2 protein-coding genes are annotated in these 22271 nt (G+C 74.6%); both read left to right on the top strand.

The genetic code is table 11. The annotated features are described in order from the left end of the window. Positions 1–5: 5 nt before the first annotated feature. Entirely contained in the window at positions 6–2756 is a 2751-nt protein-coding gene (locus tag EIY87_RS38560; protein WP_125314850.1) for an acyltransferase domain-containing protein, read from the top strand. A gap of 61 nt (positions 2757–2817) precedes the next feature. Continuing rightward, the gene (locus EIY87_RS48730) at positions 2818–22254 is read left to right on the top strand and encodes a type I polyketide synthase (RefSeq protein ID WP_225440312.1); all 19437 of its coding nucleotides are present in this window, start codon (positions 2818–2820) and stop codon (positions 22252–22254) included. The last annotated feature ends 17 nt before the right edge of the window (positions 22255–22271 follow it).

Here is a 22271-nt window from a genome sequence, read left to right as displayed (position 1 = left end):
ATCGAGTGGCCACCCCGACCCTGACGACCGAGCACGAGCACACCGGCAGTGGTCACGACGTCGTGCCCCTGATCGTCTCCGCCGACAGCAAGGCGGGCCTGCGGTCGAAGGCGCACCGCCTCGCGCGGTACCTCGCCGAGCACCCGGACACGCCGTTCGAGTCGTTCGCGCGGTCGGTCGCCGCCGAGGACACCGGCCGGGCGCACCGGGCCGTGCTGCTGCCGGCCGGGCGCGACGGTGGCCTGCGCGGCCTGGAAGCCCTGGCGGCCGGCCAGAACCCGCCCGACGTCGTGCGCGGCAGCGCCCGGCGGGCCGAGCGGGTCGTGTTCGTCTTCCCCGGCCAGGGTTCGCAGTGGCCGGGCATGGCGCTGGACCTGCTGGAGTGGTCGCCGGTGTTCGCCGGCGAGATCGCGCGCTGCGACGCCGCGCTCGCCGCGTTCGCCGACTGGTCCCTTGTGGACGTTCTGCACGGCCGTCCCGGCGCGCCCACTTTGGACGATGGCGCCGACGTCGTGCAGCCGGTGCTGTTCGCGGTGATGGTGGCGCTGGCCGCGCTGTGGCGCGCGCACGGCGTCGAGCCCGCCGCCGTCGTCGGGCACAGCCTCGGCGAGGTCGCCGCGGCCTGCGCGACCGGCGCACTGTCCCACCAGGACGGGATGCGGGTAGCCGCGCGGTGGAGCCAGGCCCAGGCCACGCTGTCCGGGCGCGGCGACATGATCTCCGTCCCCCTGCCGGTCGCCGACGTCCGGGCGCGGCTGGCGGGCCGGGACGGGCTCGACATCGGGGCGGTGAACGCGCCGTCGTGGGTCGTCGTCTCCGGCGATTCCGGTGCGGTGGAAGAACTCCTGGCCGACCTGACCGCCGAAGGCGTGCGGGCCCGGCGGATCCCGGTCGGGCTGGCCGCGCACTCGCGGCACATCGACGGCATCCGCGACCGGCTGCTGGCCGACCTCGCCCCGCTCGCGCCGTCGGCCACCGCCGTCCCGTTCCACTCGACGGTGACCGAAGGCCCGCTCGACACCTCGCTGCTCGACGCCCGCTACTGGTTCCGGAACCTGCGCAACCCGGTCCGCTTCGACGAGGCGACCCGCGGGCTCGTCGAGCAGGGGCTCGGCGTCTTCGCCGAGATCAGCCCGCACCCGGTGCTCACGGTCGCGGTGCAGGACACGATCGACACGCTCGACGGCCGCGCGGTGGTGCTCGGCTCGATCCGCCGCCGCGAGGACGGCCCGCGCTCGTTCCTCGGCTCGCTCGCCGCGGCCTACGTGTCCGGGGTGAGCGTCGACTGGACCGCGGCCTTCCCCGGCGGTGCCGAGCCGGTGACGCTGCCGGAGTCCGGTTCGGACGCCACGGTCGCGGCCGCCGGCCTGCTGGCCGCCGGGCACCCGCTGCTCGGCGCCGCGGTCGAACTCGCCGAGGACGGCGGCTGGCTGTTCACCGGACGGCTATCGGCCGCGCAGCAGCCGTGGCTGGCCGGGCACACCGTGTTCGGCCGGACCGTGCTGCCCTCGGCCGTGCTCGTCGAGCTGACCCTGCACGCGGCGTCCGAACTGGGCTGCGCGCGGATCGAAGAGCTCACCCAGCACCTTCCGGTCGTCTTCGCCGAAGAGGCGCTGTGCCTGCAGGTGCGGATCGGCCCGGTCGACGACGCCGGGGCACGCCGGATCGGCGTGTTCGCCCGGCCGGACTCGGTCGGGGCGGCCCAGGGCGGGCCGTGGACGCGGCACGCGACCGGGATCATGGCCGAGACGGCAGGCGCGGCAGCGGCCCCCGAGCCGGTGGAGTGGCCGCCACCCGGGGCCGTCGCCGAGGACGCCGCGACGGCCCGGGATCGCTTGCGGGCGCATGGAATCGAGCTGGGTCCCGAGTTCGGCGCGCTCACCAGTGCCTGGTCGCTCGACGGCGAGCTGTTCGCCGAAGTGGCGTTGCCGGCGCAGGCCGGGGGTGGGGCGGGCTACGGCGTCCACCCCGCGTTGCTGGACTCCGCGCTCCAGGCGGTCGCGTTGTTCCCCGCCGCGGCGGAGTCCGACGGCTGGCTCGCGTCGTCGTGGAGCGGGCTGGCCCTGCACACGGCCGGGGCACCGGCGTTGCGGGTCCGGCTGCGGGCCACCGGTCCGGATTCGGTGTCGGTGGCGGCCACCGACACCGTGGGACGACCGGTCTTCTCCGCCGAAAACGTCGTCCTCGGGGCGCTGCCGGCGGAGTACGTCCGGGCCCCGCACGCCGAGCCGGTCACGCGCACCGGTCCCGGGCTGGCGGCGCGGCTGGCCGAGCTGCCCGAGCCCGCCCGCGCGGAACTGGTGCTGGACCTGGTCCTCGACCACACCGCCGAGGTGCTCGGGCGGGACACGGCGATCAACGGTGACAACGCTTTCAGCGAGCTGGGCTTCGAATCGCTCACGGCGGTGGCGCTGCGCAACCGGCTCGCCGAGGCGACCGGGCTGAAGCTGCGCACCACCCTGGTCTTCGACTACCCGACCCCGGACGCGCTGGCCGCGCACCTGCTGGCGGCCCTGCAACCGTCCACTGAGGACTCCGATGTCCTCGCCGGCCTCGACCGGCTGGAGCAGGCGCTGTTCGCCGACGCGGGCGGCCCGCCGCTGCACGGCCGGGTCAAGGTCCGGTTGCGCGACCTGCTGTTCCGGCTGGACGGCGCGGACGACGCGGGCGGCCCCGAAGCCGGGGACGCGCCGCTCGACGCCGCGTCGGACGACGAAATCTTCGCACTGCTCGATCGAGAGCTCGACCTGTCCTGAGACGGGATCGGGCCGGCGCCGCCACCCCGGCGGCGCGGACAAGGCACGGAGTTGACGGCACATGTCGAACGAGGACAAGCTTCGCGACTACCTGAAGCTGGCCACCGCGGACCTGCGCCAGGCCAAGCAGCGGTTGCGGGACTTCGAGGCGCGGGAAACCGAGCCGATCGCGATCGTGGGCATGGGCTGCCGCTTCCCGGGCGGGATCGAGACGCCGGAAGCGTTGTGGCGGCTGGTGACCGACGGCGAGGACGTCATCGGTGAGCTGCCCGACGGCCGCGACTGGGACCTCGCGTCGCTCTACGACCCGGACCCGTCGCGGCCCGGCACGTTCTCCATGCGCGGCGGTGCGTTCCTGCACGACGCCGACCGGTTCGACGCCGGCTTCTTCGGCATCTCGCCGCGTGAGGCCCTCGCCATGGACCCGCAGCAGCGGCTGCTGCTGGAGACGTCGTGGGAGGCCCTCGAGCGCGGCGGCATCGACCCGCGGACGCTGAAGGCGAGCCGCACCGGCGTGTTCGTCGGGGCCATGCAGCAGAACTACGTGCCCAGCTCGCACAAGGTGCCGGAGTCGGTCGAGGGGCACCTGCTCACCGGCACGATCACCAGCGTCGCCTCCGGCCGGATCGCCTACGTCCTCGGTCTGGAGGGGCCCGCGGTCACCGTCGACACCGCGTGCTCGTCCTCGCTGGTCGCCCTGCACTGGGCGGTGCAGGCGCTGCGCCGCGACGAGTGCTCGCTGGCGCTGGCCGGCGGTGTGACCGTGATGGCGACGCCGGGCATCCTGATCGAGCTGAGCCGGCAGCGAGCGCTTTCCCCGGACGGCCGGTGCAAGCCGTTCTCCGCCGACGCCGACGGGTTCGGCGCCGCCGAGGGTGCCGGGATGCTGGTGCTGGAACGGCTTTCCGACGCCCAGCGCAACGGGCACCCGGTGCTCGCGGTCGTGCGCGGCTCGGCGGTCAACTCCGACGGCGCTTCGAACGGGCTGAGCGCCCCGAACGGGCCGTCGCAGGAGCGCGTCATCCTCGACGCGCTCGCCAACGCCCGGGTGGCGGCCAGCCAGGTCGACCTGATGGAGGCGCACGGCACCGGGACGCCGCTCGGCGACCCGATCGAGGCGCAGGCCCTGCTGGAGACCTACGGCCGCGGCCGGTCGCCGGAACAGCCGCTGTGGCTGGGTTCGGTGAAGTCGAACATCGGGCACACGCAGGCCGCGGCGGGCGTCGCCGGCGTCATGAAGGCCGTGCTGGCACTGCAGCACTCGACGTTGCCGAAGTCGCGGCACGCCGAGCGCCCGACGTCCGAAGTGGACTGGTCGGACGGCACCCTGCGGCTGCTGGCCGAGGACGTCGAGTGGCCCGAGCGCGACCACCCGCGCCGGGCGGCGGTGTCGTCCTTCGGCATCAGCGGCACGAACGCGCACGCGATCCTCGAAGCCGCGCCGGAGCGCCCCAATGTGGCCTTGGTTGCGTCAGACGCACCGAAGGCCGCCTTGGGTGCGTCTGACGCACCGAAGGCCACATTGGGGCGCTCGGGGCCGGTGCCGTGGGTGGTCTCCGGGCGCACGGCGGACGCGCTGCGGGCGCAGGCCGCGACGCTGGTGTCCGGTGTGGATGGCCTGCCGCTGCCCGAGGTGGGGCGCTCCCTGGCGGTCGAGCGGGCGCGGTTCGAGCACCGGGCCGTCGTGGTCGGGCACGACCGGGATGAACTGCTCCGCGGGATTGCCGCGGTCGCGTCCGGTGCGCCGGACGACGCCGTGGTCACCGGGGTGGCCGGGAAGCCCGGCAAGGTCGCGCTGGTGTTCCCCGGTCAGGGCTCGCAGTGGGCCGGGATGGCACTGGAGCTGGCTTCTTCGTCGCCGGTGTTCGCGGCCCGGCTGGACGAGTGTTCGGTTGCCTTGTCGTCCTTTGTGGACTGGCCGTTGCGGGACGTCCTCGCCGACGCGGACGCGCTGACCCGGGTCGATGTGGTGCAGCCCGCGTTGTGGGCGGTCATGGTTTCGCTGGCCGAGCTGTGGCGCTCCTACGGCGTCGTGCCGGACGCGGTCGTGGGCCACTCGCAGGGTGAGATCGCCGCCGCCGTGGTGTCCGGTGCGCTGTCCCTTGAGGACGGTGCACGGGTGGTCGCGTTGCGCAGCAAGGCGATCCTGGCGCTGGCCGGACGCGGCGGCATGGTGTCGGTGGCTGCCTCGCGGGAGACCGTCGAGGCACTGCTGACCGACGGGCTCTCGGTCGCGGCGGTGAACGGCCCGGCCGCGGTGGTCGTCTCGGGCGAACCCCGGGCCCTGGACGCGCTGATCGCCGCCTGCGAGACCGACGGCGTCCGCGCCAAGCGGATCCCGGTGGACTACGCGTCGCACTCCGCGCAGGTCGAGGAGATCCGCGACGAGCTCCTCGGCGTGCTCGCCCCGATCACCCCGCGGACCGCCGGGACGGGCTTCTTCTCCACCGTGACCGGCGACTGGGCCGACGGCGCCGAGCTGGACGCGACGTACTGGTACACCAACCTCCGCGGCACCGTGCTGCTCGACGACGCCGTCCGCGCGCTCACCGAACGCGGCTTCGGGACGTTCATCGAGGCGTCGCCGCACCCGGTGCTGACCATGGCGATCGGCGAGACCGCGACCGCGCTGGGCACGCTGCGCCGCGGCGACGGCGGGCTCGCCCGGTTCCAGCTGGCGCTGGGCGAAGCGCACTGCGCCGGCGTCGACGTCGACTGGACCCCGGCGTTCCCCGGCGCGGGCCGCGTCGCCCTGCCGACCTACGCCTTCCAGCGGGAAAGCTTCTGGCTGCACACCGAAGACGGACACGGCGGCGGGGTCGCGCCCGCCGACGCGCGGTTCTGGGACGTCGTCGACCGCGCCGACCCGGCCGACCTCGCGGGCACCCTCGGCGTCTCCGTCGACACCCCGCTCGGCGAAGTCCTCCCGGCACTGGCGGACTGGCGGCGGCGCCGGACCATGGAGTCCACTGTGGACTCCTGGCGGTACGGCATCACCTGGAAGCCCGCCGACCTGCCCCTCGCGAAGCCGTCCGGCCGCTGGCTGGTCGTGCGCGGCGAGGACGGCTCCGGTCAGGACGTCGTCGACACGCTCGCCCGCACCGCCGACGTCGAGACCCTCGTGCTCACGGACACCGACCGGGCCGCGCTGGCCGGGCGCCTCACCGGGCCGTTCGACGGCGTCGTCTCGCTGCTGGCCGCCGACGAACGGCCGCACCCGGAGTTCCCCGAGAGCCCGGCCGGGCTGATCCTGACGCTCGTCCTGGCCCAGGCACTCGGCGACGCCGGGATCGGCGCGCCGCTGTGGGTGCTGACCCGCGGCGCGGTCCGCACCGGACCCGCCGACGAGCTGCCCGGCCTCGAGCAGTCGCTGCTCTGGGGCCTCGGGCGCGTCCTCGCGCTGGAGCACGCCGACCGCTGGGGCGGCCTCGTCGACCTCACCGCGGCACCCACCACCGCCGAACTCGACCAGCTGGGCCGGATCCTGGCCGCCCGCGGCGACGAAGACCAGCTGGCCGTGCGGCCCGGCGGTGTCCGGGTCCGGCGGCTGCACCCCGGGGGCAAGGGCGAGCAGGCCCGGCCGGCGCGGTGGCGGCCCGAAGGCACGATCCTGGTCACCGGCGGCACCGGGGCGCTCGGCACGCACGTCGCCCGCTGGCTCGCGAGCGAAGGCGCGTCGCACCTGGTGCTGACCGGCCGCCGTGGGCCGGACGCGCCGGGTGCCACCGAACTCGCCGCCGAGCTGGAAGCCCTCGGCACCCGCGTCACGCTCGCCCGCTGCGACGTCGCCGACCGCGACGCCCTCGCCGCCCTGCTGGCGGACCTCGGCGAACCGGTCCGCTCGGTGTTCCACGCCGCGGGCACGGTCGAGCTCCTGCCGGTGACCGAAACGACCCTGCCCGGGTTCGCCGAGGTCGTCCGGGCCAAGGTGGCGGGCGCGCGGCACCTGGACGAGCTGCTCGGCGACGACCTCGACGCGTTCGTCCTGTTCTCCTCGATCGCCGGCGTCTGGGGCAGCGGCGACCACGCCGGCTACTCGGCGGCCAACAACTTCCTCGACACGCTCGCCGAGCGGCGCCGGGCCCGGGGCGCGACCGCGACGTCGATCGCCTGGGGCGTCTGGGCGCCGACCGAGATCGAGGGCCAGGGCGGGATGTCCGAAGGCGTCGACACCGGGCAGCTCGCCCGGCGCGGGCTGCCGCTGATGGACCCGGCCACCGCGATCGCGGCCCTGCACGAAACCCTCGGCCACGACGAGACCTTCGCGGTGCTCGCCGACGTCGACTGGGCCCGGTTCCTGCCGGTGTTCACCGCCGGCCGCGCCCGGCCGCTGTTCGACGACCTGCCGCAGGTCAAGCGGCTCAAGGAAACCGCGAAGGCGCCCACCGCGGAAGCACCGGCACTGGCCGGGCAGCTCGCCGGGTTGTCCGGCGACGAAGCCGACCGGCTGCTCCTCGAGCTGGTCCGCGCCCAGGCCGCCGCGGTGCTCGGGCACGCGAACGGTGCCGCCGTCGAGCCGGACCGGCCGTTCACCGACCTCGGCTTCGACTCGCTGACCGCGCTGGACGTCCGCAACCGGATCGCCGCCGCGACCGGCCTGCGGCTGCCCGCGACCCTCGTCTTCGACCACCCGACGCCGGTGCGGCTCGCCGCGCACCTGCGGGACGCCGTGCTCGGCACCCGCACGGAAACCGTTGCGGTGAACCGGATCGCGACCGCCGATGAACCGATCGCGATCATCGGCATGGGCTGCCGCTACCCGGGCGGCGTCAAGTCCGCCGACGACCTCTGGACCCTCGTCGCCGAAGGCCGCGACGTCATCTCCGGGTTCCCGACCGACCGCGGCTGGGATCTGGCGAAGCTGTTCGGCGGCGACGCCGACGAGCAGGGCACCTCGACCGTCCGCCACGGCGGCTTCCTGCACGACGTGGCCGATTTCGACGCTGGCTTCTTCGGCATCTCGCCGCGCGAGGCGCTGGCCATGGACCCGCAGCAGCGGCTGCTGCTGGAGATCTCGTGGGAGGCGATCGAGCACGCCGGGATCGACCCGGCCACCCTGCGCGGCGAGCCCGCGGGGGTGTTCGTCGGCGCCAACTACCAGGACTACCACGCCCGGATGCGCGACATCCCGGACGGCCTCGAAGGGCACCTGCTCACCGGCAGCGTGTCGAGCGTGCTGTCCGGCCGGGTCGCCTACACCCTCGGCCTGGAAGGTCCCGCGCTCACCGTCGACGCGGCCTGCGCGTCGTCGCTGGTGACACTGCACCTGGCCGCGCAGGCCCTGCGCCGCGGCGAGTGCTCGCTGGCGCTGGCGGGCGGCGTCGCGGTGATGGTGACGCCGGCGCCGCTGACCGCGTTCAGCCGCCAGCGCGGCCTGGCCGCGGACGGGCGCTGCAAGGCGTTCGGCGCCGGCGCCGACGGCATGGGCATGGCCGAGGGCGCGGGCGTCGTGCTCGTCGAGCGGCTGTCCGACGCACGGCGCCTCGGGCACCCGGTGCTCGCCGTGCTGCGCGGCAGCGCGCTGAACCAGGACGGCGCGTCGAACGGGCTCAGCGCGCCCAGCGGACCGGCGCAGCAGCGCGTGATCCGCGCGGCCCTGGCCGACGCCGGTCTGTCCACTTCGGACATCGACCTGGTGGAGGCGCACGGCACCGGCACCACGCTGGGCGATCCGATCGAGGCGCAGGCGCTGCTGGCCACCTACGGCCAGGACCGCGAGGAGCCGCTGTGGCTCGGCTCGCTCAAGTCCAACATCGGCCACTGCCAGGCCGCCGCCGGCGTCGCCGGGGTGATCAAGACCGTGCAGGCGCTGCGGCACGGGCTGATGCCGCGGACGCTGCACGCGGAAACGCCGTCGTCCCACGTGGACTGGGAGAGCGGCGCGGTCCGGCTGCTCGACGAACCGCGGCCGTGGGAGCGGCCGCGCCCGCGTCGGGCGGCGGTCTCGTCGTTCGGCATCTCGGGCACGAACGCCCACGTGATCCTCGAGCAGGGCGACGTCGCCGACGTCGAGCCGACGCCCGAACCGCCGGTGGTGCCGTGGGTGCTGTCGGCCAAGTCGCCCGAGGCGCTGCAGGCGCAAGCGCTTGCGCTGCAGGGACAGGCCGAGCACAACGTGGCCGACCTCGCGTTCTCGCTGGCCACTTCCCGGACCGCCTTCCCGCACCGCGCGGTCGTCACCGGTGACCGGGCCGCGCTGGTGAGCGGGCTTTCGGCGCTGGCGGAGGGGATTCCGGCCCCGAACGTGATCACCGGGACCGCGGGCACCGGCCGGACCGCGCTCGTGTTCCCCGGTCAGGGTTCCCAGTGGGCGGGCATGGCGCTGGAGCTGGCCGCGTCGTCGCCGGTGTTCGGTGCGCGGCTCGACGAGTGCGCGGCGGCGCTGTCGTCCTTTGTGGACTGGACGTTGCGCGATGTGCTGGCCGACGCCTCGGCGCTGGCCCGGGTCGACGTCGTGCAGCCCGCGCTGTGGGCCGTGATGGTGTCGCTGGCCGAGTTGTGGCGGTCGTTCGGCGTGGTCCCGGACGCGGTGGTGGGTCACTCGCAGGGCGAGATCGCGGCCGCGGTGGTGTCCGGCGCGCTGTCCCTTGAGGACGGTGCCCGGGTGGTGGCGTTGCGCAGCAAGGCGATCCTGGCGCTGGCCGGGGGCGGCGGCATGGTGTCCGTCGCGGCACCGCTGGAGGCCGTCGAAGCGCGGCTGACCGACGGGTTGTCGATCGCGGCGGTGAACGGCCCGGCCGCCGTCGTCGTCTCGGGTACGCCCGGCGCGCTGGACGCGCTGATCACCGCGTGCGAGGCGGACGGCGTGCGCGCCAAGCGCATCCCCGTCGACTACGCGTCCCACTCGGCGCAGGTCGAGCAGCTGCGCGGTGAACTCCTCGACGTGCTGGCCCCGATCCGGCCGCGCACCGGCGACATCGCGTTCTTCTCGACCGTCACCGGCGCCTGGATCGACGGCGCCCGGCTGGACGCCGAGTACTGGTACACGAACCTCCGCGAGACCGTCCGGCTCGACGTCGCCGTCGCCACGCTCGCCGCGGAGGGGTTCGGCACGTTCGTCGAGTCCTCGCCGCACCCGGTGCTGACGATGGCGATCGGCGAGACCGACGGCGTCGAGGCCCTCGGTTCGCTGCGCCGCGACGACGGCGGGTACGAGCGGTTCCTGCGCTCGCTCGGCGAGGCGCACGTGCGCGGGGTCGCCGTGGACTGGACGCCCGCGTTCCCCGGCGCCCACCGCGTCGACCTGCCCACCTACGCCTTCCAGCGCCGCCGCTACTGGCTCGACGCGGGGGTCGCGCCGGAGTCGGCCGCCGACCCGGTGGACGCCGCTTTCTGGGCCGCCGTCGACGGTCTCGACCTCGACGCCGTCGCCGGCACCCTCGACGTGGCGCCGGGCAGCACGCTGGCCGAAGTCCTGCCCGCGCTGACCCGCTGGCGCGAGCGGGCCCGCGCCGCGTCCGAAGTGGACTCCTGGCGGTACCGGGTCGAGTGGAAGCCCGTTGCCGCACCGTCCACTCCGGAACTGTCCGGGCGGTGGCTGGTCGTCGTCCCGGACGGACACGACGACTGCGGTGTCCCGGCCGCGTTGGCCGCCCACGGCGCCGAGCCCGTGGTGGTCTCCGAGTTCACCGACGCGGCGGGCTTCACCGGCGTCGTCTCACTGCTCGCGCTCGACGAAACCCCGTCGCCCGAAGCGGACTTCCTGCCCGCCGGCGCCACCGCGAACCTCGCGCTGGCGCAAGCGATGGCCGCGAGCGAGACGCCGTTGTGGCTGCTCACCCGCGGCGGGCTCGACGTCCGCCCGGCGCAGGCCATGACGTGGGGCCTGGGCCGCGTGATCGGCCTCGAACTGCCCGCGATCTGGGGCGGCTTGCTCGACCTGCCCGCCGAACCGGACGCCGCGACGGCGGGCCTGATCGCCGCCGCGCTGTCCGGAGTGGACGAAGAGGACCAGGTCGCGGTCCGCCCGTCCGGGCTGCTGGCCCGGCGCCTGGTCCGTGCGCCCTTCACCCCGACGGCCGAGCGGTGGAAGCCGCGCGGGACGGTCCTGATCACCGGCGGGACCGGGGCGCTGGGCGCGCACGTCGCGCGTCGGCTCGCCACCGACGGCGCCGAGCACCTGGTGCTCACCAGCCGCCGCGGTCCGGACGCGCCGGGCGCGGCGGACCTCGAAGCCGAACTGTCCGCGCTCGGGACGCGGGTGACGATCGCCGCGTGCGACGTCGCCGACCGCGCCTCGCTGGCCGCGCTGCTGGCGGACCTCGGCGAACCGGTGCGCGCGGTCGTGCACGCCGCCGGGCTGCCGCAGGCCACGCCCGTGCTGGAGACGACCGCGGCCGAGTTCGCCGACGTCATCGGCGGCAAGGTCGCGGGCGCCCGGAACCTGGACGAGCTGCTCGGCGACGACGTCGACGCCTTCGTGCTCTTCTCCTCGAACGCCGGTGTCTGGGGCTCCGGCGGCCAAGGGGCGTACGGCGCGGGCAACGCCTACCTCGACGCCCTCGCCGAGCAGCGCCGCGCTCGCGGGGCCGCCGCCACTTCGGTCGCGTGGGGCTTCTGGGGCGGCGGGGGCATGGCGGGCGACGTCGAGCTGGAAGACCAGCTGCGCCGCCGCGGGCTCCGCGAGATGGCGCCGGAAGCCGCGGTGGAGGCGCTCTGCCAGGCGCTCGACGCGAACGAGGTCTTCCTCGCCGTCGCCGACGTCGACTGGGCGCGGTTCGCGCCCGGCTTCACGCTGGCGCGGCGGCGGCCGCTGATCGAGGACATCCCCGAGGTCCGGGCGCTGCTCGAAGCCGCCGACGAGCCCTCGGCCGAGCGTCCGGCACTCGCCCGCCGGGTGGCCGAACTCGGTGAGGCCGAAGCCCGGCGGCTGCTGCTCGACCTCGTCCGCGGCCAGGCCGCGTCGGTGCTCGGGCACGACTCGGCGACGGCGGTCCCGGCCGGCCGGGCGTTCCGCGAGCTGGGCTTCGACTCGCTGACCGCGGTCGAGGTCCGCAACCGGATCAACGCGGCGACCGGGCTGACGCTGCCCGCGACGCTGGTGTTCGACCACCCGAACCCGGCCGCGCTCGCCGAAGAGCTGCACCGGCTTCTGCTGGGCCGCACCGAAACCGCGGTCGTCACCGCGGCCGCCGCCACCGCCACCGACGAACCGATCGCGATCGTCGCGATGGGCTGCCGCTTCCCCGGCGGTGTCCGGTCGCCGGAAGACCTGTGGCGCCTGGTCACCGACGGCGTCGACGCGCTGACGGCGTTCCCGGCCGACCGCGGCTGGGACCTGACCTCCTTCGGTGACGCGGAATTCGCCGAGGTCGGCGGGTTCGTCACGGGTGCCGCCGACTTCGACGCGGGCTTCTTCGGCATCTCGCCGCGGGAAGCCCTCGCCATGGACCCGCAGCAGCGCGTGCTGCTGGAGACGGCGTGGGAGGTGTTCGAACGCGCGGGCGTCGACCCGGCTTCGCTGCGCGGCAGCGCGACCGGCGTGTTCGTCGGCGCCAGCAGTTCCGGCTACGGCTCGAATCTCGAACAGGGACCGTCCGGTTCGGAGGGTTACCTGCTCACCGGCGAGGCCCCGAGCGTGATGTCCGGGCGCTTGTCGTACACCTTCGGGCTCGAAGGCCCGGCCGTCACGGTCGACACGGCGTGTTCGTCGGCGCTGGTCGCGATGCACCTGGCGAGCCAGGCGCTGCGGCAGGGCGAGTGCTCGCTGGCACTGGCCGGCGGCGTGGCGATCATGGCCAAGCCGATGGCGTTCCTGGAGTTCGCCCGCCAGCGCGGCCTGGCCGCGGACGGCCGCTGCAAACCCTTCGCCGACGCGGCCGACGGCACCGGCTGGGGCGAAGGCGTCGGCCTGGTCCTGCTGGAGCGCCTCTCGGACGCCGAACGCAACGGCCACCGGATCCTCGCCGTCGTCCGCGGCTCGGCCGTCAACCAGGACGGTGCTTCGAACGGCCTGAGCGCCCCGAACGGCCCCTCCCAGCAGCGGGTCATCCGAGCGGCGCTGGCGAACGCCGGACTGTCCACAGCAGACGTCGACGCGGTCGAAGCCCACGGCACCGGCACCCGCCTCGGCGACCCGATCGAGGCCCAGGCGCTGCTGGCCACCTACGGCCAGGACCGCGACGAGCCCCTCTGGCTCGGTTCGGTCAAGTCCAACCTCGGCCACACCCAGGCCGCGGCCGGCATGGCCGGCGTCATCAAGACGGTCGAGGCCCTGCGCCACGGCGTCCTGCCCCGCACCCTGCACGTCGACGCGCCGTCGTCCCAAGTGGACTGGACGGCGGGTTCCGTCGAGCTGCTCACCGAGCAGCGCGCGTGGCCGCACCACAACCGCCCCCGCCGGGCGGCGGTTTCGGCGTTCGGCGTGAGCGGCACCAACGTCCACACGATCCTGGAGCAGGCCCCGGCGGCCGAGCCCCAGCCCGAGCCGTCCCCGACGGACGCCCTGCTGCCACAGGTCTTCTCCGCGCACGACGCGGCCGCCCTGGAGACCTTGATCGACCGGCTCCCGGCCGCGAACCCGGTGGACCTGGGTTTCTCGCTGGCCACCACCCGAGCCCGCTTGGACCACCGCGCGGTGCGACTGGGCGACGACATCATCACGGGAACAGCCGACCCGGACGCCCTGCTCGCAGTCCTCTTCACCGGCCAAGGCGCGCAGCGTGTCGGTATGGGCGAGCAGCTCTACTCCCGCTTCCCGGTCTACGCGGAGGCTTTCGACGAGATCCTCTCGCACTTCACTCCGGACCTCCGCGAGGCCTTCACCACCCAAGACCTCCTGGACCGCACCGAATTCACCCAACCCGCCCTCTTCGCGCTCGAAGTCGCCCTCTACCGCCTGATCGAATCGTTCGGCATCCGCCCAGACTTCGTAGCAGGCCACTCAATCGGCGAAATCTCCGCAGCCCACGTAGCCGGAGTCCTCTCGCTCGAAGACGCCTGCCGCCTGGTCGCCGCCCGCGCCTCCCTCATGCAAGCCCTCCCCACGGGCGGCGCGATGGTCTCCATCGCGGCCCCCGAGTCTGAGATCACCCTCACCGACGGCGTCTCCATCGCCGCCGTCAACACCCCCGAGTCGGTAGTCATCTCCGGCGACGAAGCCGCCGTGCTGGCCATCGCAGCCCAGTTCCCGAAAACCAAGCGCCTCACCGTCAGCCACGCGTTCCACTCGCCGCTGATGGACCCCATGCTCGACGAGTTCCGCACCGTCGCCGAGTCCTTGGAGCACCGCACCGCAACGATACCGGTGATCTCAAATGTGAGCGGTGCTCTCGCCGAGCCGTTCACCGCGGACTACTGGGTCCGCCACGTCCGCGAGGCGGTCCGCTTCGCCGACGGCATCACCACGCTCCAAGCCGAAGGCGTCCAGACCTTCCTGGAGCTGGGCCCGGACGGCGTCCTCAGCGCGATGATCGACGGCGGAACCGTGAGCAGTGCTCTACGACGAGACCGCTCCGAAGAAAGAGCACTGCTCACAGCACTGAGCACCGTTCACGTCAACGGCATCGACGTCGACTGGACGCCCCTCTTCCCCGGCGGCCGCCGCATCGACCTCCCGACCTACCCCTTCCAACGCGACCGCTACTGGCCACGCTCCGGAGCCGCCCGCGGCGACCTCGGCGCCGTCGGCATGGGCACGCTCGAACACCCCCTGCTCGGCGCGGCCGTCGACCTCGCCGGCGACGAAGGCACCGTCCTCACCGGACGCCTCTCCCTGGAAACGCACCCGTGGCTGGCCGGGCACGCGCTGTCCGGCACCGTCCTGGTCCCCGGCACCGCGCTGCTCGAACTCGTCGTCCAGGCCGCCGACCAGGTCGGCTGCACCGTCGTCGACGAACTGACCTTCGCCGCCCCGCTGGTGCTTCCCGACCGCGGCGCGGTCACCGTCCAGGTATCGGCCGGCCCGGCCGACACCGCGGGACGCCGCCCGATCGCCGTGCACTCGCGGACCGCCGACGCCGACTGGACCCAGCACGCCACCGGCAGCGTCAGCACCGCCGCACTTTCACGTGAAAGTGCCGCCGAGTGGCCCCCGGCCGGCGTGGAACCGGTCGACACCACCGGGCTCTACGAGCGGCTCGCCGCGATGGGCTTCGTCTACGGCGAAGCCTTCGGCGGCCTCACCCGCGTCTGGCGAGACGGCTCCGAGGTCTTCGCCGAAGTCTCGCTGCCGGAACCGTTCGACGCCGCCGGGTTCGCCTTGCACCCGGCCCTGCTCGACGCCGCCCTGCACCCGCTCGGCCTCGGCATCGTCACCCCGGACGACGGCGCCGCCCGGATGCCGTTCTCCTTCACCCGCGTCGCGGTGCACGCCACCGGCGCCACCGCACTCCGCGTCCGGCTGAGCCCGGCGGGGGAGAACGCCGTCGCGCTCACCGCGTGGGACACCACCGGCGCCCCCGTGGTGACCGTCGGCTCGCTGCTGCTGCGCCCCGTCGCCCCCGCGGCGGCCACCGTCCCGGACACGCTCTTCGAACAGGTCTGGACCGAGGTCACCGCCGACCCCGCGGCGGCGGGCGCCGATCTCGAGTTCACCCGGGTGACCGGCGACGACGTGCACGAAACCACCGGCCGGGTCCTCGAAAAGCTCCAGACCTGGCTCGCCGGGAACCGGCCGGGCAAGCTCGTCGTCGTCACCCGCGGCGCGGCGGACGGCGACCTCGCCGCGGCGGCCGTCGCCGGGCTGGTGCGGTCCGCGCAGTCGGAACACCCGGGCCGGTTCCTCCTGGCCGACGTCGACGACGACCCGCGATCGCAGGACCTCCTGTCCACTGTGGACGCCTTCGGTGAGCTGCAGCTGATGATCCGCGAAGGCGTCGCGACCGCGCCGCGGCTGGTCCGCGCGAGCGGGATGCCGCTGACCCCGACGACCGCCTCCTGGCGCCTCGGCACCACCGGCGGCGGCACGACCGACAGCCTGGCGCTGACCGAAACGACCGAAGCACCACTGGAAACGGGCGAAGTCCGGATCGAGGTCCGCGCCGCCGGGCTGAACTTCCGCGACGTGCTCATCTCGCTCGGCATGTACCCGGACCCCGACGCCCGCCTCGGCTCCGAAGCCGCCGGCGTGGTCGTCGAAATCGGGGCGGGCGTTGAGGATCTCGCCGTCGGGGACCGCGTGTTCGGCCTCGTCGACGACGCCTTCGCGCCGCGCGCCACCGCCGATGCACGCCGTCTGGCGGAGATCCCCGGCGGGTGGACGTTCGCCGAGGCCGCGACCGTCCCGGTCGCGTTCGTCACCGCGTACTACGGCTTGTTCGACCTCGGCGGCCTCGAAGCCGGCCAGTCCGTGCTCGTGCACGCGGCGGCCGGCGGCGTCGGGATGGCCGCGGTGCAGCTGGCCCGCTGGAAGGGCGCCGAAGTGTTCGCGACGGCGAGCGAAGGCAAGCACGCCGTGTTGCGCGAGCTCGGCCTCGACGACGCGCACCTGGCCAGCTCGCGCACCCTGGACTTCCGCGAGAAGTTCGCCGGTGGCGTCGACGTCGTGCTGAACTCGCTGACCGGCGCGTTCACCGACGCCTCGCTGGAGCTGCTCAAGCCCGGCGGGCAGTTCGTCGAGCTGGGCAAGACCGACGTCCGCGAGGGCGACGGCTACCACACCTTCGACCTCGGCGACCCGGGCGCGGCCCGGATCGCCGCCATTCTCGCCGACCTGCTGGCCGCCTTCGGCCGCGGCGAGCTGAGGCCGTTGCCGGTGCGCGCCTGGGACCTCGGCCGCGCCGCCGACGCGTTCCGGTTCGTCAGCCAGGCCAAGCACATCGGCAAGAACGTCCTCACGCTGCCGCGGCCCGAACCGGCGGGCACCGTGCTCGTCACCGGTGGTACCGGAACGCTCGGCGCCGCCGTGGCCCGGCACCTCGCCCGCCGTCCCGGCGTCGAGCGGCTGGTGCTCGTCGGCAGGCGGGGGATCGACGTGCCCGGTGCGGCCGGGCTCGTCGACGAACTGACCGCGCTCGGCGTCGAGGCGGTCGTGGCCGCCGGCGACGTGGCCGAGCCCGGTTTCGTGGCGGACGTGCTGCGGGCGATCCCCGCCGGGCAGCCGCTGATCGGGGTGGTGCACGCGGCCGGCGTCCTGGACGACGGCGTGCTCGAAGCGCAGACACCGGCACGGGTTTCCGCCGTGCTCCGCGCCAAAGTGGACGGTGCGGAGGCGCTCGACAGGCTTACCCGGGACCACGACCTGGCCTGGTTCGTCCTGTTCTCCTCGGTCGCCGGGATCGTCGGCGCGGCCGGGCAAAGCGGGTACGCCGCGGCGAACAGCGCCCTCGACGCGCTCGCTGCCCGGCGCCGTTCCCGTGGCCTGCCCGCGGTTTCCCTCGCCTGGGGCCAGTGGGCGCTGTCCAGCGCGATGACCGGCAAGCTCGGGGACCGCGACCGCGGCCGCATCGAACGCGCCGGCATCCGGCCGCTGTCCACAGAGGACGCGCTCGCCGCGCTGGACGCCGCGATCGGGCTCGGCCGGCCGGTCGCCGTGCCGATGCGCGTCGACCTCGCCGCGCTGCGCACCGCGGAAGACCTGGCCCCGCTGTGGCGCGGGCTCGTCCGCACGCCGGTCCGCCGCAGCGCCCGGACCGCCGTCGCCGACGACGGCTGGGCCGCGCAGCTCGCCGGCCTCGCCCCGGAAGCGGCGCGCGGACGGCTGCTGGACCTCGTCCGCAAGCACGTCGCGGCGGTCCTGGGGCACGCGAGCCCCGACGCGGTCGACCCCGCGAAAGCGTTCAAGGACAGCGGTTTCGACTCGCTGACCGCGGTCGAGCTGCGCAACCGGCTCGCCACCGCGACCGGCCGCACGCTGCCCGCGACGCTCGTCTTCGACTACCCGAACCCCGACGTGCTCGCCGGTCACCTGTACGGCGAACTGGCGGGTGCGGCACCCGCGGCGGCGCCGGCCGCCCGGCCGCGGAACCGCGTCGACGACCCGGTCGCCATCGTGGCGATGAGCTGCCGTTTCCCGGGCGACGTCGATTCGGCCGACGCGCTGTGGCAGCTGGTCGCCGAGGGCCGCGACGCCATCGGCGGGTTCCCGGCCGACCGCGGCTGGCCGGTCGACGAGCTGTACCACCCGGACCCGGCGCACCCGGGCACGTTCTACGCGTCGGGTGGTGGATTCCTGCCCGGCGCGGCGCACTTCGACGCGGCGTTCTTCGGGATCTCCCCGAGGGAAGCGCTCGCGATGGACCCGCAGCAGCGGCTGCTGCTGGAAGTTTCGTGGGAAGCCTTCGAACGCGCGGGGATCGAGCCGGGCACGTTGCGCGGCAGCAACACCGGCGTCTTCGTCGGCGCCGCGCACTCCGGGTACGCCGCCGGTGCCACCGCGGCCGCGGACGGCGTCGAGGGGCACTTGATGACCGGCAACGCGGGCAGCGTGCTGTCCGGGCGGGTCGCCTACCACCTGGGCCTGGAGGGGTCCGCGGTCACTGTGGACACCGCGTGCTCGTCGTCGCTGGTCGCCTTGCACCTGGCCGGTCAGGCCCTCCGCCAGGGCGAATGCGATCTCGCGCTGGCCGGCGGCGTCGCGATCCTCGGCACGCCGGACATCTTCGTCGAGTTCAGCCGGCAACGCGGCCTGTCCCCGGACGGCCGCTGCAAGGCCTTCTCGGACTCGGCCGACGGCACCGGCTGGAGCGAAGGCGCCGGCATGGTCGTCCTGGAGCGGCTGTCGGACGCGCGGCGCAACGGCCACGAAGTCCTCGCGCTCCTGCGCGGTTCGGCCGTCAACTCCGACGGCGCGTCGAACGGCCTGACCGCGCCGAACGGGCCCTCGCAGCAACGCGTGATCCGCGCGGCGCTGGCGAGCGCCGGACTGTCCACTTCGGACGTCGATGCGGTGGAGGCCCACGGCACCGGCACGACCCTCGGCGACCCGATCGAGGCGCAGGCGGTGCTCGCGACCTACGGCCAGGACCGCGAGGAACCGCTGTGGCTGGGCTCGCTGAAGTCCAACCTCGGGCACACGCAGTCGGCCGCGGGCGTGGCCGGCGTGATCAAGATGGTCATGGCCATGCGCCACGGCGTGCTTCCGAAGACCTTGCACGTCGATGCCCCTTCGTCCCGAGTGGACTGGGAGTCCGGCGCGGTCGAGCTGCTCACCGAGCAACGCGCGTGGCCGGCCACGGGACGCCCGCGCCGGGCCGGGATCTCGGCGTTCGGCATTTCCGGCACGAACGCCCACGCCATCCTGGAACTGCCCGACGAACCGGTGCCCGCGCCGGTCGTGCCGCCGGAGCCGCCGGTGGTGGCCTGGGCGTTGTCGGCCAAGGGGGAGCAGGCGTTGCGTGCCCAGGCCCGCAAGCTGGCGTCGGCGGTCGCCGATGCTCCGCCGTCGGCCGTCGCCGGGACGCTGCTCGCGCGTACCCGCTTCGACGACCGCGCGGTCGTGCTCGGCAGCAGCCGTGACGAACTGCTTTCCGGGCTTCACTCGCTGGCAGCAGGAGAAAGTGTCCCCGGGGTCGTCCGCGGCACCGCGTCGAACGGCAAGCTCGCGGTGCTGTTCACCGGCCAAGGCGCGCAGCGGGCGGGCATGGGCCGCGAGCTGTACGACCGGTACCCGGTCTACGCGGCGGCGTTCGACACGATCTGCGCCGAGTTCACCGTGCCCGTGCGGGACGTCGTCTTCGGCGACGCGCCGGGCCTGGACGAGACCGGCTTCACCCAGCCGGCGCTGTTCGCCGTCGAAGTCGCGCTGTACCGGCTTTTCGAGTCGTGGGGCGTCAAGCCGGCGTTCGTCGCCGGGCACTCGATCGGTGAGCTGGCCGCCGCGCACGTCGCCGGCGTGTTCTCGCTCGAAGACGCGTGCCTGCTCGTCTCGGCCCGCGCCGCGCTGATGCAGGCGCTGCCCAAGGGCGGCGCGATGGTGTCGATCGCCGCCCCGGAGGCCGAAGTGCTGCCGCGGCTGGGCGACCGGGTGTCGATCGCGGCGATCAACGGCCCGGCGTCGGTGGTCGTCTCCGGCGACGAGCCCGAAGTCCTCGCCCTCGCCGAGGAGTTCGCGACACAGGGCGTCCGGACCAAGCGGCTCAGCGTCAGCCACGCCTTCCACTCGCCGCACCTCGACCCGATGCTCGACGAGTTCCGCGCGGTGGCCGACAAGGTCACCTACCACCCCGCAAAGGTACCGGTGATCTCGAATGTGAGCGGTGCTCTCGCCGAGCCGTTCACCGCGGACTACTGGGTGGAGCATGTGCGGGAAGCCGTCCGGTTCGCCGACGGCGTCGCGACGCTCGAAGCCGAAGGCGCCCGCTTCTTCCTGGAGCTGGGCCCGGACGGCGTGCTCAGCTCGATGGCCCGGGACCTCGTGGCCGAGGACGCCGTGGTCGTGCCGTCGCTGCGGCGCGACCGGCCGGAGGAGACGGCGGCGCTGACCGCGCTGTCGACGCTGTTCGCGAACGGCGCGCCCGCGGACCTCTCGGCGGTCTTCGGGGCCACCGGCCGCGTGGCCTTGCCGACCTACGCCTTCCAGCACGAGCACTACTGGCTCGAACCGGCCGCCCCCGTGCCCGCGGCGGACACCGCGTTCTGGTCGGCGGTCGAACGCGCGGACGTCGGCGAACTGGCCGGCGCGCTGGCGATCGACGAGACCCAGCGCGAATCCCTGAGCGCGCTGCTGCCCGCGTTGTCGACTTGGCGACGTCAGCGGGACGAAGAGTCCGTTGTGGACTCGTGGCGGTACCGCGTCGCCTGGGAACCGGCCCGGGAAACCGGTGCGAAGCCGCGGGGCACGTGGCTGCTGGCCGTCCCGGCCGCGGAAAGCGCGCTCGGCGACCGGATCGCCGCGGCACTCACCGCGAACGGCGTCGCGGTCACCCGGCTCGACGACCCGGCCGAAGCCGACCTGGCGGAAGCGGACGCCGTCTTGTCCTTGCTCGCGCTCACGCCCGGAACCGGCACTGTCCCGGCCGGAGTGGCGGCGACCCTCGCGCTGCTCCAGTCGGTCACCGACACTCCGGTGTGGACAGTCACCCGCGGCGCGGTCACGACCGGGCCGGCGGACGCGGCTCCCGACGCCGTCCAGGCACAGGTCTGGGGACTCGGCCGCAGCGCCGCCCTCGACCGCCCGGCCGGCTGGGGCGGTCTGGTCGACCTGCCCGCGGACTTCGACGTCCGGACCGCGGAACTGCTCGTCCAGGCACTGGCCGACCCGGCCGAAGACCAGGTCGCGCTGCGGGACGGACGGCTCGTCCGTCGCCTCGTCCCGGTGACCGGCGCGCCCGCCGGACGGCCGTGGCAGCCGCGCGGCACGGTGCTCGTCACCGGCGGCACGGGTGCGCTCGGCGCTCACGTCGCCCGCTGGCTCGCCACCGCGGGCGCGGAAAAGATCGTCCTCACCAGCCGCCGCGGCGAGCAGGCGCCGGGTGCGGAAGACCTGCGGGCGGAGCTGACCGCGCTGGGTGCCGACGTGACGATCGCGGCCTGCGACGTCGCCGACCGCGCCGCGCTCGCCACGGTGCTCGAGGACATCCGCGACGACCTCACCGCCGTCGTCCACGCGGCAGGCACCGGGGGAGCGACCCCGTTGGAAGACGCCGATCTGGCGCCGTTCGCGGACATCCTGGCCGCCAAGGTGGCCGGTGCGGAGAACCTCGACGCGCTGCTCGGCGACACCGAACTGGACGCCTTCGTGCTGTTCTCGTCGATCGCCGGCGTCTGGGGCAGCGGCGGCCAGTCCGCGTACGGGGCGGCCAACGCCCACCTCGACGCGCTCGCCCGCCGCCGCCGGGCCGCGGGCCGGACCGCGACCGCGCTCGCCTGGGGCCCGTGGGCCGATGGCGGCATGGCGGCCGACCACGACGCCGAGGATTACTTGCGGCGCCGGGGTTTGCGGACCCTGCGGCCCGCCCTCGCCGTCCGCGCGCTCGCCGCCGCGGTCGGGCGGGACGAGACCGCGCTGACCCTGGCCGACGTCGACTGGGACCGGTTCGTGCCCGCGTTCACGTCGGCCCGGCCGAGCGCGCTGCTGCTCGGCGTGCCGGACGCGCGCCGGGCGCTGGAAGCCGTGGCCGCGCCGGTGGCCGACCGCGACCTGCGGGCCGAGCTGGCCGAGCTGTCGCCGTCGGACGCCGAACGAACGGTGCTGGGCCTGGTCCGTACCGAGGCGGCGGGCGCGCTGGGGCACCGCGGGGCCGACGCCGTCCCGGCGGGCCGGCCGTTCACCGAGCTGGGCTTCGACTCCCTGACCTCGGTCGAGTTCCGCAACCGCCTCGCGGCGGCGGCCGGCGTGACGCTGCCCGCGACGGTCGTCTTCGACCACCCGACCCCGGCGGCGCTGGCCGCGCACCTGCTGGAAGTCCTGCGGCCCGGCGCCGCGGCCGACCCCGAAGAAGCCCGGATCCGGGCGGCGCTGGCCACCGTGCCGCTGGCGAAGTTCCGCGACGCCGGCCTGATGTCGGCGCTGCTGGAGCTGGCCGGGCTCGAGGACGCCGCCGACGCCGGCGACGACCTGGACGAGCTGGACGCCGAAGCGCTGGTGCGGCTGGCGCTGGACGGTACCGATTCCCGATGACCCACCCCTGGAGCTGA

The organism is Amycolatopsis eburnea (assembly GCF_003937945.1).
Taxonomy (GTDB): Bacteria; Actinomycetota; Actinomycetes; order Mycobacteriales; family Pseudonocardiaceae; genus Amycolatopsis; species Amycolatopsis eburnea.
The sequence above is the reverse complement of the archived record's forward strand: the minus strand, read 5'-3'. Positions and strand labels throughout refer to the sequence as shown.

Excerpts from the sequence above, each read along its gene's own strand:
- EIY87_RS48730 (WP_225440312.1), top strand. The coding sequence starts at position 2,818 with ATGTCGAACGAGGACAAGCTTCGCGACTACCTGAAGCTGGCCACCGCG.